17 protein-coding genes are annotated in these 15,792 nt (G+C 64.5%); 7 read left to right on the top strand and 10 right to left on the bottom strand.

Going from position 1 to position 15,792, the window contains the following annotated elements:
* Position 1: 1 nt before the first annotated feature.
* The 3 genes from BM190_RS01865 to mtgA form a co-directional block, all read right to left on the bottom strand.
* Positions 2 to 649, bottom strand: a complete 648-nt coding sequence (locus tag BM190_RS01865; RefSeq protein ID WP_177236852.1) for a hypothetical protein — start codon at positions 647 to 649, stop codon at positions 2 to 4.
* A 143-nt stretch (positions 650 to 792) separates the two neighbouring features.
* Complete coding sequence (gene rpmF, locus BM190_RS01860; protein ID WP_007598106.1) at positions 793 to 975, bottom strand: 50S ribosomal protein L32; 183 nt, start codon at positions 973 to 975, stop codon at positions 793 to 795.
* Positions 976 to 1,143: 168 nt separating this feature from the next.
* Positions 1,144 to 1,818: a monofunctional biosynthetic peptidoglycan transglycosylase gene (gene mtgA, locus BM190_RS01855; RefSeq protein WP_092251590.1), complete on the bottom strand. Its 675-nt coding sequence runs from the start codon at positions 1,816 to 1,818 to the stop codon at positions 1,144 to 1,146.
* Positions 1,819 to 1,978: 160 nt separating this feature from the next.
* On the opposite strand from mtgA, the gene BM190_RS01850 reads away from it, so the two are divergent.
* Together BM190_RS01850 and BM190_RS01845 are read left to right on the top strand one after the other, a co-directional pair.
* Positions 1,979 to 2,902: a polyprenyl synthetase family protein gene (locus BM190_RS01850; protein WP_092251589.1), complete on the top strand. Its 924-nt coding sequence runs from the start codon at positions 1,979 to 1,981 to the stop codon at positions 2,900 to 2,902.
* 9 nt (positions 2,903 to 2,911) lie between these two features.
* Positions 2,912 to 3,604, top strand: coding sequence for a DUF1345 domain-containing protein (locus tag BM190_RS01845; RefSeq protein WP_092251588.1), 693 nt, complete (start codon positions 2,912 to 2,914; stop codon positions 3,602 to 3,604).
* A gap of 44 nt (positions 3,605 to 3,648) precedes the next feature.
* Here BM190_RS01845 and BM190_RS01840 read toward each other — a convergent pair whose 3' ends face one another.
* The gene (locus BM190_RS01840) at positions 3,649 to 5,463 is read right to left on the bottom strand and encodes a caspase family protein (RefSeq protein ID WP_092251587.1); all 1,815 of its coding nucleotides are present in this window, start codon (positions 5,461 to 5,463) and stop codon (positions 3,649 to 3,651) included.
* Between the two features lie 183 nt (positions 5,464 to 5,646).
* Positions 5,647 to 6,075 carry a GFA family protein gene (locus BM190_RS01835; protein WP_092251586.1) on the bottom strand — a complete coding sequence of 143 codons (429 nt, stop codon included), beginning with the start codon at positions 6,073 to 6,075 and terminating at the stop codon, positions 5,647 to 5,649.
* A 95-nt stretch (positions 6,076 to 6,170) separates the two neighbouring features.
* Between BM190_RS01835 and BM190_RS01830 the strand changes: the two genes are divergently transcribed.
* The 3 genes from BM190_RS01830 (at position 6,171) to BM190_RS01820 (ending at position 9,223) form a co-directional block, all read left to right on the top strand.
* Positions 6,171 to 6,545 (top strand): nuclear transport factor 2 family protein, encoded by a 375-nt coding sequence (locus BM190_RS01830; RefSeq protein ID WP_018316749.1) that lies wholly within the window; start codon positions 6,171 to 6,173, stop codon positions 6,543 to 6,545.
* Between the two features lie 164 nt (positions 6,546 to 6,709).
* The gene (gene bla, locus BM190_RS01825; protein WP_092251585.1) at positions 6,710 to 7,567 is read left to right on the top strand and encodes a class A beta-lactamase; all 858 of its coding nucleotides are present in this window, start codon (positions 6,710 to 6,712) and stop codon (positions 7,565 to 7,567) included.
* Between the two features lie 48 nt (positions 7,568 to 7,615).
* On the top strand, positions 7,616 to 9,223 hold the full coding sequence (locus BM190_RS01820; protein ID WP_018316747.1) for a Na+/H+ antiporter: 1,608 nt from the start codon (positions 7,616 to 7,618) through the stop codon (positions 9,221 to 9,223).
* Positions 9,224 to 9,361: 138 nt separating this feature from the next.
* On the opposite strand, the gene BM190_RS01815 is transcribed toward BM190_RS01820, so the two are convergent.
* The 3 genes from BM190_RS01815 to BM190_RS01805 all read right to left on the bottom strand — a co-directional run bounded on the left by BM190_RS01815 (position 9,362) and on the right by BM190_RS01805 (position 12,587).
* Positions 9,362 to 10,177 carry an N-acetylmuramoyl-L-alanine amidase gene (locus tag BM190_RS01815; RefSeq protein ID WP_177236851.1) on the bottom strand — a complete coding sequence of 272 codons (816 nt, stop codon included), beginning with the start codon at positions 10,175 to 10,177 and terminating at the stop codon, positions 9,362 to 9,364.
* A 3-nt stretch (positions 10,178 to 10,180) separates the two neighbouring features.
* The gene (locus BM190_RS01810) at positions 10,181 to 11,518 is read right to left on the bottom strand and encodes a Rieske 2Fe-2S domain-containing protein (protein ID WP_092251584.1); all 1,338 of its coding nucleotides are present in this window, start codon (positions 11,516 to 11,518) and stop codon (positions 10,181 to 10,183) included.
* A 172-nt stretch (positions 11,519 to 11,690) separates the two neighbouring features.
* On the bottom strand, positions 11,691 to 12,587 hold the full coding sequence (locus BM190_RS01805; protein ID WP_092251583.1) for a TauD/TfdA dioxygenase family protein: 897 nt from the start codon (positions 12,585 to 12,587) through the stop codon (positions 11,691 to 11,693).
* 134 nt (positions 12,588 to 12,721) lie between these two features.
* Here BM190_RS01805 and BM190_RS01800 point away from each other — a divergent pair, with 134 nt between their 5' ends.
* Both BM190_RS01800 and BM190_RS01795 read left to right on the top strand, forming a co-directional pair.
* The gene (locus tag BM190_RS01800) at positions 12,722 to 13,111 is read left to right on the top strand and encodes a DUF7662 domain-containing protein (protein WP_092251582.1); all 390 of its coding nucleotides are present in this window, start codon (positions 12,722 to 12,724) and stop codon (positions 13,109 to 13,111) included.
* Positions 13,104 to 13,526 carry a type II toxin-antitoxin system VapC family toxin gene (locus BM190_RS01795; protein ID WP_018316742.1) on the top strand — a complete coding sequence of 141 codons (423 nt, stop codon included), beginning with the start codon at positions 13,104 to 13,106 and terminating at the stop codon, positions 13,524 to 13,526. Before BM190_RS01800 ends, BM190_RS01795 begins: the two co-directional genes overlap by 8 nt.
* Positions 13,527 to 13,535: 9 nt before the next feature.
* Here BM190_RS01795 and ispG read toward each other — a convergent pair whose 3' ends face one another.
* Positions 13,536 to 14,819 (bottom strand): flavodoxin-dependent (E)-4-hydroxy-3-methylbut-2-enyl-diphosphate synthase, encoded by a 1,284-nt coding sequence (gene ispG, locus BM190_RS01790; RefSeq protein ID WP_092251581.1) that lies wholly within the window; start codon positions 14,817 to 14,819, stop codon positions 13,536 to 13,538.
* A 12-nt stretch (positions 14,820 to 14,831) separates the two neighbouring features.
* Positions 14,832 to 15,785: a DMT family transporter gene (locus tag BM190_RS01785; protein WP_092251580.1), complete on the bottom strand. Its 954-nt coding sequence runs from the start codon at positions 15,783 to 15,785 to the stop codon at positions 14,832 to 14,834.
* Positions 15,786 to 15,792 lie beyond the last annotated feature (7 nt).

Below are 15,792 nucleotides of genomic sequence, written 5' to 3'. Positions count from 1 at the left end.
GTCAGCGCGGCGGCGTGTCGGGGGACGGAGACGTGCCGTCGCCCGGCTGCAAATGCGGCGAGGGGACTTCCGGCGAGGGCGTGCTCTGCACCGGCTTGGGTGCGGGAGGATCCATCAGCACGGATTCGGCGACCGACTGTGCCGAGGGCGCGGGCGGTGCCGCCGGTGCTGCGATCGGCGCGGAAACCGGTTCGAACTTGGGCTCGGCCACGGCATCCGGAGCTTCCACCTGGCGCTTGGCCTTGCGTGACGCCGGCACCGTTGTCTCGGCGACATAAGTGACGCGGCGGCGCGTGCGCTGGGCAATACCGCCGAGGAAATCGGCCATCGCGAGCAGCACCAGCAGGAAATAGGTCGAGTTGCCGAATTTGGGCCACATCACGAATTCGGCAGCGGCAGCACCAAACAGGATCAGTGACAGCAGATGATCCATCAGGAATTTCGAGCCCGGCCGCGCGCCCTTCACCACTTCGAGCAGCAGCAGCACGATACCGAGCGCCAGCATCACATCGGCGAGCGTGACCGGCCAGGTCTCGCCTGAGACCATCGGCACCTTGAACAGCACGTCCGTGAAGGACACGGTCGGCATCAGGAAGGCGATGATGTTGTAGACCGCGAGCGGAATCAGAAGCAGCGGGAAACCGACCATCGGCGAAATGCCTTCTCGATCAAGATATCCAGACAGGACAATGCGGCGGCGAAGCATTAGCTCCGCCGCCGCCACTGTCATATCTCATGGGTTGGCCGAAATCAGGCAGGCGCAATCATCCCGCCTGGAGAAAGGTCCTTAACTCAGGACTCTTTCTTCTTCAGGACCTGGCGGCCCTTGTACATGCCGGTCTTGAGGTCGAGATGGTGCGGACGACGCAGCTCGCCGGAGTCCTTGTCTTCCACATAGGTCGGCTTCTTGATGGCGTCTGCCGAGCGGCGCATGCCACGGCGCGACGGCGAGGTTTTTCTTCTCGGAACGGCCATTTCAATATCCTCTAGGGATTGGTGTTATCAGGGCATCGTCCGCGAGGGACGGCTCAGCACCCGCAATCCGAGGCGAGCTGAATGCCGATCAAGGTCGCGCTTATAGAGGAAGGCTGGCTGCAAAGCTAGGCTCTTGGGCCGGAAAATGCGCCCGAAAAGGGCCCAAAATCAGCGATTTTCCCGCCAGCAGGTCGCAAGCGAAGAGGCCTGCGCCCTTGCCACATAGGTCCCTGCCAGCCGCCGGACGCCCGGACCGGGGGTTTTGGCGCTGCGTTTGACCGGATTCGGCAGGATCGAGGCTAGAAGGGCCGCCTCACGCGGAGAGAGGGCGGCGGCCGATTTGCCGAAGGCATAGGCGCTGGCCGCCCCTACCCCGAACTGGCCCTGCGGGCCGAGCTCGGCGATGTTGAGGTAAATCTCCAGGATCCGCGGCTTGGGCAGGACAAGATCGATCCAGAGCGCCAGCGGGAATTCGAGCGCCTTGCGGACGAAATCCCGCCCCTGCCAGAGGAACAGGTTTTTTGCGACCTGCTGGGTAATGGTGGAGGCGCCCCGGAACGGCGTGCCGTCCTCTTGCGCGTCATCGATCGCCTCGCGCAGCGCCCCCCAATCGATGCCGTGATGCTTGCAGAAATGTGCGTCCTCAGCCGCCACCACCGCGCGCGGCAGATAGGGCGACATCGCCGCCAGATCGATCCATTCCCGCTGCATTGGCGCGCCGCGAAGCGAACGCCACGCCATCAGTGTCGAAACCGGATGGCCGGTTCGGTAGAACGGCGCGATCACATAGGGCGCGAGAATGACGACCGCGAGCGCTACCAGCAGGATTTTGACGATGCGCAAATCGACCTTTCCGGCATGGAACGAAACGCGGCCACGGCTCTCCCCATTAAGTCTGTGATAATTCGGGCCTTTTCCAGCACTTTTTAGGCCTTCCAAACGATTGACTGGGGCGGGCGCATAAAGGATTGTCCGCCGAATTTTAGTTCTGGAGCCCTTCTTGATGACCGGCACGTCCCCGTCCGATTTCGCCAAGCGTCTGGACAAGACCGCTGATGACACCGAGGCCCTGCTCGGGCGCCTGTTGTCGGACGACATCCTGCACGATGAGATCGCCCGGCCCAAGCGACTGATGGACGCAATGCGCTACTCGAGCCTGAACGGCGGCAAGCGTCTGCGCCCGTTCCTGGTGGTCGAGAGCGCGGCCGTGTTCGGTGTTCCCCGTGAAGCCGCGTTGCTGGTCGGCGCCGCGCTCGAATGCATCCACTGCTATTCGCTGATCCACGACGATCTGCCCGCCATGGACAATTCGGACCTGCGCCGCGGCCGCCCCACCCTGCACAAGCAGACCGATGACGCGACCGCGATCCTCGCCGGCGACGGTCTGCTGACGCTGGCCTTCGACATCGTCACCCGTGACGAAATCCATCGCGACGCCAATGTGCGGCTGCTGCTGACGCGCGCGCTGGCGCGCTGCGCCGGCATCGGCGGCATGGTCGGCGGCCAGATCCTCGACCTCGCCGGCGAAGGCCGCTTTGGCGGCAACGAGCCGATCGATGTCGCCCGCATTCAGCAGATGAAGACCGGCGCGCTCTTGCGTTACGGCTGCATCGCCGGCGCGATCCTCGGCCAGGCCTCGCAGAAAGAATATCAGGCACTCGACGATTACGGCCGCGCGCTCGGCGAAGCCTTCCAGATCGCCGACGATCTGCTCGATGTCGAGGGCGATGCGGCGGCCCTCGGCAAGCCGGCCGGCGCCGATGCCGCGCTCGGCAAGACCACCTTCGTCACCCAGCTCGGCATCGAAGGCGCCAAGCAGCGCGTGCGCGACCTGCTCGCCCGGGCCGACAGCGCGGTCTCGATCTTCGGTGAGCGCGCCGCCGTGCTGCAGGCAGCCGCGCGGTTTGTCGCCGAGCGGAAGAGCTGACACGCATCGATGGCGGCCGAGGGCAAAGAAGATCCCGTCCTCGTCCGCTTCCGCCAGATGTCGCGGCCGATGCGGCTGCTTTACGCGCGGCCGCGGACCTTCATCGCGCTCGCGGCTGGCGTCCTGGTCTGTCTGCTGCTGCCGGGCTCGCACCGGCTGGTGACACGGCTCCTGTTCGGCTGGGATGCGCTGATCGCGGTCTATCTCGTGCTGGTCTACGCAATGATGCTTTGCAACGACCATCACCATATCCGGCGCGCCGCCGCGATGCAGGACGACGGCCGTTTCGTGATCCTGCTGGTGACGGCGACCGGCGCCTTCGCCAGCATCGCCGCGATCGTCTCAGAACTCGGCACACCGCATCGGGGCGTGTTGGAGCTGACCATCGCAATCAGCACCATCGCCCTGTCATGGGCCGCCGTGCACACGACCTTCGCGCTGCACTACGCGCATGATTATTATCGGAATGCCAAGCCGGGCGGCCTTCAGTTCCCGAGCGGCGACAAAGAAGACCACGCCGACTACTGGGACTTCGTCTATTTCTCGTTCGTGATCGGCATGACCGCGCAGGTCTCCGACGTCGGCATCACCGACAAGACGATCCGCCGCACGGCCACGGCGCACGGGATCGTATCGTTCATCTACAACACGGCCTTGCTGGCACTGACGGTCAACATCGCGGCGAGCGCGATTGCGACCTGACGTCGTCCCGGGCTTTCGGGACGACGACCTGGATCATGCATGCCCTAACGACACACCTCGGCATTGGCATCGTTGCCGGGGCCGCCGCCGCCGCGATATTCGAGGTGGCAACCGCGGCTGACCGGACGGCAGCCAGTGCTATTGCAGATGACTTGCCCGCCACCTGCGGCGCGACCGGCGCCGGCAGCGGCCGCAATGCCGGCCGCGGCACCATAGCCGCCCGCCGCGCCGCCGGCCTGAGGACGCTGCCGGGCGGGACGTTCATCACCGTCATCGCGCTTCGCCGTTGCAGGCTTGGCCGGCTTGGCGGCGCGCTTCTTCTCGCACTCATTGTCGTCGTTGACCGCATAGCCCTCACGGCAGACGATCTTGGTGCACTTGTCGCCATCGGCCTTGAAGCCGTGCTCGCAGACCAGCGGGCAGACGCGTGACGGCTTGGCCTTGACCGCATCCAGCGCGTCCGTGCTCGCCACCTTCACGTCGAGCTTGGTGCCGGCATAGCGGTTGAACTGCGACAGCGAGCGCTGCGAGGATGTGCTCCAATTGCCGTCGGCAGTGCCCGAGAAGCAGCCGACGCGGCCGAGCTCGGTCTGCACCGAACGGCTGAGATCGGCCGGCGCGGTCGCCGGCGTCAGAGAGGCAACGTTGGTGCCGGCGGGGCTCGCGGTGCTGGCCGGCGCAGCGCTCGGCGCCGCAGCGGCGAGATTGACGCGCTGCTGCTCGGCGGCAGCTGCCTGCTGTTGCGCCTGCTCCTTGGCCTTCTGCGCAGCGAGCTGCGCCTGCTCGGCGGCCTTCGCATCGGCCGCGGCTTTGGCCTGCGCATCCTTCTGCGCGCCGAGCGCGGCGAGACGATCGCGTTCTGCCTCGGCCTGTTTCGCCTTCTCGGTGGCAGCCGCATGGGCTTGCTCGGCACCAATTTTCTCGACCTGAAGCTTGGCGAGGCTCGCATAGAAGCCATCGGGATGCTGGGCGAGGAAAGCGGCCCACGCCGCCTTGTTGCCGACCTGGAGCGCGAGCTCGTAGTCGCGGCGGATATCGGCCTGCGGGTTCGGCGCGGGCGCAACCGTTGCTGCGGCCGTCACCTTGACCGGAACCAGCGGCACGTCCTCGCCACCGAGCGAGCCGTAGACGAACGGCTCCTGCTTGTTGCCGGTCGACTTGAGCACGTCGTCGCGCACGAAGCCGAAGGCACGGCGGACGTCGAGGCCCGGCGTCGTCAGATGCTTCGACAGCGCGACCGTAAAGGGGCTGTTGGCGCCGTCGCCGTCCTGAGCGGTGAAGCCGGCCTTCGCCGAATAGGCGATCAGCGTATTGGGGCTGGTCGGCTCGACCTGGGCGAGGCCCCGGCCGATACTGCGCGCGGCCACCGTGCGCTTCATGGTCTTGCCGAACGGATTGTCGCGGCAGGCATCCAGGATCACCAGCCGAAGCTGTTTTGCCGGTTCGACGGCGACCAGAACGCGGTCGAGCGAGAGCGCCTCGTCATAGACGTCGGTGTCGCGCTCGAGCTTGGCGTCGACGGGGATCAGATAATTCGACCCCTCGACCTCGATGCCGTGGCCGGCATAGTAGACCACGGCGATGTCGGCATTGCGGGTCGCATCGGCAAAATCGCGCAGCACGCGCCGGGTATCCAGGGCCGACAGGTCGTGCCGGAAATCGACGCTGTTGAAACCGGCCTCTTTCAGCGTCTTCGCCATCACCGCACCGTCATTGACGGGATTGGCGAGCGACGGCGCGTGCTGATAGGCCGAGTTGGCGATCACCAGCGCGACGCGGTTGCCGGCAAGAGCGGGATCCATGCCGAACAACAGCACGGCGGCGAGGAGAAGCGGGCAGAGTCTGAGCAGATTGCGCATGACACGACTTCCGAAGTTCGGGACGTTTCGGTCCCCCTTGGGACCGCTTTAGCAGGATCCGGTGCCGGCGCTTGTGATGGAGGTCACCAAGGCCGCGCCGGCGACAGCCCGAAGGACCCCCTATGTTTGTCGCGCCAGCGCGGTCGCGGTTCGCTGCCAAACAGGCAAGCAGACCGAATTCCCCTAGGCATCGCCGATATGCCCCCGATATTGCGGCAGATTGTCCGTAATTTCGTGCCAGGGCGCCTTCGAGGCCACGAAGATGTGGGCGCTCGGCCGGATCGAGGGGGCATCAACCAGGGTTCCCATGGCGACATGGACCCATTGTCCTTCACGTACCCGGGAATAAAGCAGCGAGCCGCACCGGGAGCAATGGGCGTCATGGGTGGTGTCGTCGCCGAAAATCATCCGCTGGTCCCCTCCCCGGACAATGCGGAGCTTATCCTGCGCGATGCCGGCGAAGGGCTTGAAGGCGGAGCCAGTGGTGCGACGGCAGTTCGAACAGTGGCAGTTCATCGCATAGGAGAACGCGTCGGTCACCTCAAACCGCACGGCGCGGCAGTAGCATTCGCCGATCAGGATACGAGCGTTCGAAGTTTCTGATCCGGTCATTCCAGCGTCCTTGCGCGATTGGCAAGAGACACCCATAGCGCATTTCGATGTGTACGACTAAGTTCCGCCCAAGCCATCATGCAAAAGGATGACCTATGAACCAGAACCGTTCGAGTGTCGAAGCCGTCGTGCAATCCTATTTCGACGGGCTTTACGAGGGCGACGCCGAGAAGCTCGGCACCATCTTCCATCCCTCCGCTGACTTGCGCTGGGTCGAGAAGGGCGAGCTTCAGGTCCTGACCGTGCCCGACTGGCTCGACCGCGTCCGCAAGCGCGCCTCCGCCAAGGCCGAGGGCAAGCCGCGCGAGGATTTCATCGTCACCATCGACCGTTCGGACGACAAGACCGCCTTCATCAAGGTCCGTTGCCAGCTGCCGCCGCGTTTCTTCACCGATTATCTGGTGGCGATGAAGCTCGCCGACGGCTGGCAGATCGTGTCGAAATCGTATCGGTATGACCTGAGGGAGTGAGGACGGCCTGACGTCCCGCTTCCTGAATTCGGACGCGCTCGCCCTCCATTCTGCACCATTGCAAGCACAACTCTCGCCGCGCGAGGAGCTCGAGCGCAGCGAAGCAATGACGGCGCGGATGACGCGTGCGTAATCTCTTCCATCTCTTCTCATGAAAGCTCCCCATGCCGCTCGATCGCCGTTCCCTGCTCGCCTCTCTCTGCTGGATCGCCGCCTCTCCTGCGTTGGCCGCTGAGGCACCGCCTGAGCTCGAAACCTATGAACGTGAGAGCGGAGGACGGATCGGGGTCTATGCAGAGAACCTTGCGACCGGCAAAAAGCTCGCCTGGCGCGCCGACGAGCGCTTCGTCATGTGCTCGACCTTCAAGGCCTCGCTTGCGGCTTGCATGCTGGCCCGGGTCGACCGCGGCGAGGACCAGCTTGCGGCCATGATCGCTTACGGCAAGCCCGACCTCTTGGACTACGCGCCGGTCGCCAAACAGAATCTTGCGGCCGGCGCGATGTCGGTCAGCGACATGTGCAAGGCGATCGTCGAGCTCAGCGACAATACCTGCGCCAATCTGCTGCTGGCGCGGATCGGCGGACCCGCCGCCCTCACCGCCTTCTGGCGATCGCTCGGCGACACCACCTCCCGGCTCGACCACAACGAGCCAGAACTCAACCGCTCGCCGCCGGGCAATCCCCACGACACCACGACGCCGGCAGCAATGGCGGGAAATTTGCAGCGCCTGGTGGTGGGCGAAGCGCTGTCGCCGGCCTCGCGGGCCCTGCTCACCGACTGGATGGTGAACTGCAAGACTGGCGCGAACCGGCTGCGCGGCGGCCTGCCTGCAAGCTGGACCATCGGCGACAAGACCGGCAACAACGGCAAGGACGCTTCGGGTGATATCGCGGTCGCCTGGCCCAAGCCCGGGACGCCGATCCTGATCGCGGTCTATACCCAGGGCGGCACGCCGAATCCGGCGCAGATCGAAGCCGCCTTTGCACGCATCGGACGGATGGCGGCCGAGCGGCTGGCGTAAGCCGCGCACATTGACGTAGCCGTCGCTTCCGGGTCAAGACAGACCATCATGGAAGCGAAGTTTCAGACCTTTCTCATCCTGCTCGCCGTGCTGGCAGGCGTGGCGCTGGCCGCACGCCGCTTCAACGTCGCCCCCGCCATCCTGCTGATGCTGGCCGGCGTCGGCCTCGCCTTCGTGCCTGGCATGCCTCCGGTGGAATTGCCTCCCGAGCTGGTGCTGCTGATGGTACTGCCGCCGCTGATCTACTCGGCGAGCGTCGCCATGAGCTGGCGTGAGTTCAAGAACAATTTGCGCCCGATCGTGCTGCTCGCGGTTGGCGCGGTGATCTTCACCGCAGCGATGGTGGCGGCCGCCACGCACTACATGATCGGCCTGCCCTGGACCATCGGCTTCCTGCTCGGCGCCATCGTCGCGCCGCCCGACGTGGTGGCACCGCTCGCGATCGCGCGCCGGCTCAACATGCCGCGGCGGCTCCTCGTCATCCTCGAGGGTGAAGGGCTCGCCAATGATGCCACCGCGCTGATCCTCTACCGCTTCGCGCTGGCCGCCATCATGGTCGGACATTTCTCGCTGCCGCTCGCCGCCGGCGAATTCCTCCTCATTGTCGCCAGCGAGATCGCCTTCGGCATCGGCGTCGGTTGGCTCTCCCTTCGCTTCCGCAAATGGTCCGGAGATCCGCAGGTCGAACTGACGCTGTCGCTGATCACCCCCTACGTCTCCTACTGGCTGCCCGAGCATATCGGTGGCTCCGGGGTGATCGCGACGGTGGCCTGCGGCCTCTATGTGAGCTGGAACGGCCCGCTGCTGATCTCGTCGGCAACGCGCCTGCAGGGCATCTTCTTCTGGGACCTCGTGATCTACCTGATCGAGGGCGTGCTGTTCCTGCTCACCGGATTCCAGATGCGCGCGCTCTACGAGAAATCGAAGGCGTTCCCGCTCGACGACATCCTGATCGCAACTGCCGTGGTCCTGGTGATCGTCGTGGTCGCGCGCTTCGCCTGGCTCTATCCTGCAACCTACCTGCCGCGCATGCTCAGCAAATCGCTGCGCCAGCGCGATCCGTCGCCACCCTGGCAATGGCCGTTCGTGCTCGCCTTCACCGGCGTGCGCGGCGCGGTGTCGCTGGCGGCCGCGCTGGCACTGCCGTTCACGCTGCCGGATGGCGATGCATTTCCGTATCGCGACCTGATCCTGTTCGTGGCCTTCGGCGTCATCTTCGTCACGCTGATCGGCGTCGGGCTGACGCTGCCGCCGGTGGTGAGATGGCTCGGCGTCGCCGAGGCCGGCCGTAACGAGCATGCCGCCGAGCACGAAGCCGAGATCGCCGCGCGCCGTCAGGCGCTGGATGCAGCGCTGAAATCGCTCGACGCGCTGACCGAGGAGAAGGAGGTGTCCGACGAAGTGATGCGGCTCCTGCGTGCCCGCCATGACATCCGCGTCAACCAACTGCCTGATTCACTCGATCCCACCCACCACGACGTCTCTGCCGCCGGTACCGCGCTGACCCGCGACCTGATCGCCGCCGAACGCAAATTCATTCACAACCTGCTGCGCGACGGCCAGATCACCGACGAGACGCGGCGGCGAATCGAGCGCGACCTGGATCTGGAGGAAGCGAGCCTGGCGAACCGGGAGTATCGGCGGACGCCGCTGTAGCCTCCCGTCATTGCGAGGAGCCGTTGCGACGAAGCAATCCAGACCGCCTCCACGGAAAGACTCTGGATTGCTTCGCGGAGCCTGTCCTCGGGTCGCGCTAGGCGCGGACCCGTTGGCTCGCAATGACGGCGGGAGCAATTACCGCCTTGCGCAAAACTCCGCTATGGCGGACGCCACGGCCGCCGCAATCGTTTCATGCCGCTCGGGTGCGTTCATCGCCATTTCCTCGTCGCGGTTGATGATGGAGCCGGCCTCGAGCAGCACTGCGGCACTGCTGGTCCGCGACAGGACGACGAGCCCGTCATAGCGGTAGACGCCGACGTCCTTGTCGAGCAACTGGCGCCGGTAACGGCCCATCAGCGGCAAAGTGTATTGGCTGGCATAGTGCAGGCCTTGCTCCTTCAACTGCCTGCCGATCATCCGTGCCAGCATCAGGCTGGTGGCGAAGTGCGAATTCCGCTGCGACACGAACAGCGAGTGGCCCGAAAAGCGATCGCTGAAAAAGCTCTTCGCGCCATCGAATTCCCAGGTCTCGAGCAGCCTGTCCGGCACCGAATCATGATGGATCGACAGGAAGAGATCGGCGTGCGACCCATTGGCGTTGCCGACACGTTTAAACAGGCTGGGCCGCGCCTTGCCGTCCGTGACGAGCAGGCGTGTTGCGGCAAAGCCTTCGGACTTGAGTTTCGCCGTGATGAGTCTTGCGAGACGGAAGTTGAAGCCGAACTCCGGATCGTTGCGCGCGCTCAATGCGCCGTAGGAGTCCGGCGTATGCCCGACATCCACGACGACCCGGAATTTCGGCATCTCACATTTGGCCGGCGCGGGCGAAGGCTTGGGCCTTGCTTTCGCGACCTTTCGGGCCGGGGCAGCCTGCCCCGCATCGATGGACGGAAGCAATAACGCGACCAGCGACACCAGGAGAATTGCGACGATGTCCCGCCCTGACGACAAATCCTACTCCGCTGCCGCGATGCGTGGCCGGCCGACGAAGCCCGCGACATCGCCGAATCGTTCGAGCATGACCGCGGACAGATCCTTCGACTTGCTGGTGACGCAGGCGCCGGAGCGCACCGCATAGCGATCCTGATGCGTCGCCTGCGGCGGGGCCTCGCCCTGCTGCAGCGCCCGCGCCAGATCCATCACCAATTTACGAAAATGCATGATGCCGAGATCGGTCGGCCCGAGATGCTCGCGGGTGCGGTCGGCGATCGGCCCCTGGCTGTCCTGCACGGCGGCGTCCTGCTCGGAGACACCCTTGATGCCGGTGTAGCTCCTGGTCTTCTGCAGCTTGCGATCGATCAGATAGTCGTTGCCCTTATGGCGCAGCGGCACGTAATTGTCGTCGACCTCCGCGATCACGCCGTTGCCGCGGTCGTAGGCGTCGCGCTCCGCTTGCGACAACGGCCGCTCCGGATTCCAGGCATAGGTGTAGATCCAGCAATTGGTGTCGGTCACAGGCACGAAGGTCTGGCCAAAAATGCTCTCGCCCGGCATCGCGCTCGGCGCGTAGGCGTGGAATGGCATCAGGAATTGCGCGATGCGCCAGTAGATGCTGTCGCTGCCGGTGAGCCGGCCACCGGCAATGGTCAGTCCGGCCTCGTGCGGGCTGATCTTGATCACCGGCCGCGGGTCTTCCGCGATCCAGCGCATGTGATCGCTCGACATCCGCGCGATCGGATTCACAAAGTGCTTCTTGATGTCCAGGATCTCGTTCTCCTCCTTGTCGAAGGAGAGATGGGCAAAGGTGAAATGCGCGGTGTCGATCGAGCCTTCCAGCGCCTGCACCCAGTTGCAGTCCTGCCATTTCTTGCTGACGTAGCGGTGCGAGGCCGGCAGCAGCGCCATTTCGAGATCGGGCAGCTCGGGCATGGCCTCGATCGGACCCATATAGGCCCAGATCATCTCGCCCCATTCGCGCACCGGATAGGACTTGATGCGGATCAGGTCCTTGGCGTTGAGATCGGGATAGGAGGTCGGCATGTCCAGGCAGCGGCCGTCGGTGTTGAACTTCCAGCCGTGATAGACGCAGCGGATGCCGCATTCCTCGTTTCGCCCCAGCCAGAGATTGGCGCCGCGATGCGGGCAATATTGGTCGATGACGCCGACGACGCCGCGCGTGTCGCGGAAGGCAAGCAGTTCCTCGCCGAGCACGGTGATCTTCTTCGGCTCGCCGTCTGGTTCGGGGAGTTCTTCGGACAGCAGGACGGGAATCCAGAAGCGGCGCAGCAATTCGCCCATGCCTGTTCCAGGGCCGGCCTCGGTCAGGAATTTGTTGTCCTCGGCGCGGAGCATGGCTGATCCTCCCGAATATTTTCGGGAAGATTGGCGCGGACGCGGGAAGACGTCAACGCAAGAACGGCTCTCGTAGGGTGGGCAAAGCGAAGCGTGCCCACGTCCTGCCTATTTGATGAGAAGACGTGGGCACGGCGCTGACGCGCCTTTGCCCACCCTACCGCACTGTCTCCTAAACCGGCCGCTCGCCTTTCACCGTCACCCGCGTGCCCGAGCGCGTGTGGGGCCAGTAGTCCCACATCGCGCGGTGCTGGGTGCAGCGGTTGTCCCAGAACGCGATGGCGTTCTCGGTCCAGCGGAAGCGGCACTGGAACAGTGGGTTTTCGGCGTGCTGGTAGAGATAGGCGAGCATCGCATCGCTCTCGTCGCGCGGGATGCCGTTGATGTGGCGGGTGAAGCCGCGGTTGACGTAGAGCGCCTTTCTGCCGGTGACCGGATGCGTGCGCACAACGGGATGCTCGGCGCTCGGATAGGACGGACGGTCGGCAACGCCGTAGTTCGCATAGAGCCCGCGATAGATGGGCTCGCCATCATGCAGCGCGGTGAGGCCATCGAGATAGGTCTTCATGCGATCGGACAGCGCCTCATAGGCGGCGTACATGTTGGCGAACAACGTGTCGCCGCCGCGCGGCGGGCACTGCTTGATGTAGAGGATCGAGCCCATCGGCGGTTCGAGATCGCAGGACACGTCGGAGTGCCAGCCCTCACCGTTGGCACGCGGCGAGTTCTTGTCGGCGTAGATCTTCATCAGCGCCGGGTCTTCGTCCTCATGCGGCGCGGCGGGATGGAAATGCAGCTCGCCGAACTTGCGGCCGAAGGCGAGATGCTGCTGCGGCGTGATCTGCTGGTCGCGGAAGAAGATGACGAGGTTTTCGGCGAGCGCGCGGTGGATCTCGTCCATCTGCTGATTTGAACGCGCGTCGTCGGAGACGAGCCCGCCGATGTCCACGCCCGATATTTCCGCGCCGATGATGGGGGTGAGCTTTTCGACCGCGATGGTCTCGTAGAGCGCGCCGTCGTCAGCCGTGTGGCGATAGCGCGGGCCCTGCTTGCCGGCGAGTGAGCTCATGGCGTGTCTCCCGATCTGTTGTTCGTTGCTTGCTATCCTAGGCCTCGGGAGCGCAGACGCAAAGATAGCAACCCGCGAATCTTGACACACTTATAAAGCTTTAATAGTGTGTAGAAGGAAAAGAGGCTTCCACGATGGGTAAATATGAGCGACTTGGCGCGTTCCTGAAGTCCCAACGGGCCAAAGAGGTCCCTATGACCTTTGCCGAAATCGAGCGAGTCATTGGAAGCAAGCTCCCTCCTAACTCTCCTCAATACCCGGCCTGGTGGAGCAATAATCCGACCAACAATGTGATGACCAAGGTCTGGCTGGCCGCCGGCTTTCGTACCGAGCAGGTCGACACGAAGGCTCGCAAGGTCGTGTTTCGCCGGGTCGAATTGAGTTCCGCAGAACCGGCGCCGTCGCGCGTCAAGAAGCTCGGCCGCCCTCCGCTGTTCGGCGCCCTCAAAGGATTGGCACACATCCCACCCGGCGTTGATTTGACACAGCCGGCCGATCCCGATTGGGGCCAAGTGTATGAGTGATCCTGCGCCTCTTTTGCTCGATACGCATGCCGCGATCTGGATTGCAGAAGACAAACCTATTGCCACCGAGGCGAGCGAGGCGATTGAAGCCGCCTATCGCGCAGGATCTGCCATCTTCGTCTCTGCAATCACCGCATGGGAAATCGGCTTGCTCGTTGCACGCAACAGGCTGGGCCTCTCCACGAGACCAGAACTCTGGTTTCAACGGCTGCTTGCCGTCGAAGGAGTGCGGCTCGCCGAACTCACGCCCAATATTTTGATCGCGTCTTCATTCTTGCCCGGCGCCCCGCCGCGTGACCCTGCGGATCGAATCATCATTGCAACTGCTCGCGACCTTGGCGCGAGCGTGATTACCCGGGACGGATTGATGCTGAGATATGGCGAGACAGGCCAGGTCAGCACGATTACATGCTGACCTGAACGCCTACTCCGCCGCGGTCACCGGCACCTTGGCGCCCTGGCCGTAACGCTGCTCGATGTAGTCGATCACCAGCGCCTTGAAGTCGGCGGAGATGGTCGGGCCGCGCAGCGTGCGGAACTTCTTGCCGTCGACGAACACGGGTGCGGCCGGCGCTTCACCGGTGCCGGGCAGCGAGATGCCGATATTGGCGTGCTTGGATTCGCCGGGGCCGTTGACGATGCAGCCCATCACCGCGACGTTGAGTTCCTCGACACCAGGATATTTCGTCTTCCAGGTCGGCATCTCGTCGCGGATGAAATCCTGGATCGAGCGCGCCAGTTCCTGGAACGTGGTCGAGGTGGTGCGGCCGCAGCCGGGGCATGCAGCGACCAGCGGCACGAAGGTGCGGAAGCCCATGGTCTGCAGCAACTCCTGACCGACCTGCACCTCACGGGTGCGGTCACCGCCAGGCTCCGGCGTCAGCGAGATGCGGATGGTGTCGCCGATGCCCTGCTGCAGCAGGATGCCGAGCGCGGCGGACGACGCCACGATGCCCTTGGTGCCCATGCCGGCCTCGGTCAGGCCGAGATGGATGGCGTAGTCGGAACGAGAAGCGAGATCCTGATAGACCGCGATCAGATCCTGCACCGCCGAGACCTTTGCGGAGAGGATGATGCGGTTCTTGGGCATGCCGAGCTCTTCGGCGCGCGCGGCCGAGAGCAGCGCGGACTGCACCATGGCCTCGCGCGTCACCGCGCGCACGTCGCGCGGATTGGCGGAAGCGGCGTTCTCGTCCATCAGCTTGGTCAGCAGCTCCTGGTCGAGCGAGCCCCAATTGGCGCCGATGCGCACCGGCTTGTTGTTCTTGTTGGCGATCTCGATGATGTCGGCGAACTGGGTGTCGCGCTTGTCCTTGAAGCCGACATTGCCGGGATTGATGCGGTACTTGGCGAGCGCCTCGGCGCAGGCCGGATAGGCCGCGAGCAGCTTGTGGCCGATATAGTGGAAGTCGCCGATCAGCGGCGTGGTGATACCGCGCTTGGCGAGGCCGTCGCGAATGTGCGGCACGGCGGCCGCGGCTTCCTCGCGGTCCACAGTGATGCGGACCATTTCGGAGCCGGCGCGCGCGAGCGCTGCGACCTGGGCGATGGTACCGTCGATGTCGGCGGTATCGGTGTTGGTCATCGACTGCACGACGATCGGCGCACCGCCGCCGACGGCGACGTCGCCGACCTTGACCTGGGTGGTATGGTAACGCGGCGCTGGCCCCGCGATGTCGGAATCGATGGTGGTTTCGGGCTTGTTCATGGGGTCCAAATATCAGGTTTTGGTGACGTTCAGCAATGCATCGCGCGGCGCCGCAGCGACTTGGCTCGGACGGTTAACGAGAAAAAGCCCAGCAATTACAAGGACAGCTGCCGCCCCGAACGCCAAGCTTAGGGTGTCGTGCATGATGAAATAGCTACCGACGACGCCAAACAAAGGGGTGATGAAGGTAAAAGCCGACAATTTGCTGGCCGAATAGGCCTTCACCAGCGCGAACCAAAGCGTGAACGTGGTTCCAACCACCCAGATCGCCTGGAAGGCCATCAGGCCGAGCGACAGCGGCGCCGGGGTATGCGTGATGGTCTCGCCGAACAGCCCGGCCGCCAGTCCCAGGATCGGGATCGAGATCGCAACCTGATAGCCCAGCGCCTTCTCCGGCGCGGCAAACCGCAGCCGCGTGCCCTTGGCAACCAGCGTGGTCGCCGCCCAAAGCGCGGCGCCGCCGACGATCATGAGGTCGCCGAGCAGGACATGCGAATCGACATTGGGCTGCGGCACGCCGATGGCGAGCGCGACGCCGGCAAAGCTGATGGCAAGACCCAGCCATTGCGAGGCGCCAAGCCGTTCGCCGAGCACTTGGTAGGAGCCGAGCGCAACGAAGAACGGCGCGGTGTAGAGGAACACCACCGCGCGCGAGGCCGACGTGAGGCGCAGCCCCTGGAAGATCAGCACGAATTCGATGCCGAACATCAGCCCGGCAATCAGGCCCGGCTTCCACGTGCCGTCATTCTCGAAGAATTTGACGCCGCGAAGCGTGCCGATGAGGAGCAGCACCGGCAGCGCGCCCGCCGACCGGATCGTGGCCTGCAGCATCGGCGGAATGTCCGGCAGCACCAGCTTCACCGCGATCTGGTTGAACCCCCAGGTCAGGCACAGCATGAGCATCAGGGCGATGGCGCCGGCACTGAGGGGACGTGCGGCGGAATGTAAGGCTTGTGGTGAGGACATCTCTTCC

Source organism: Bradyrhizobium sp. Rc3b, assembly GCF_900114915.1.
Classification (GTDB): Bacteria; Pseudomonadota; Alphaproteobacteria; order Rhizobiales; family Xanthobacteraceae; genus Bradyrhizobium.
The sequence above is the reverse complement of the archived record's forward strand: the minus strand, read 5'-3'. Positions and strand labels throughout refer to the sequence as shown.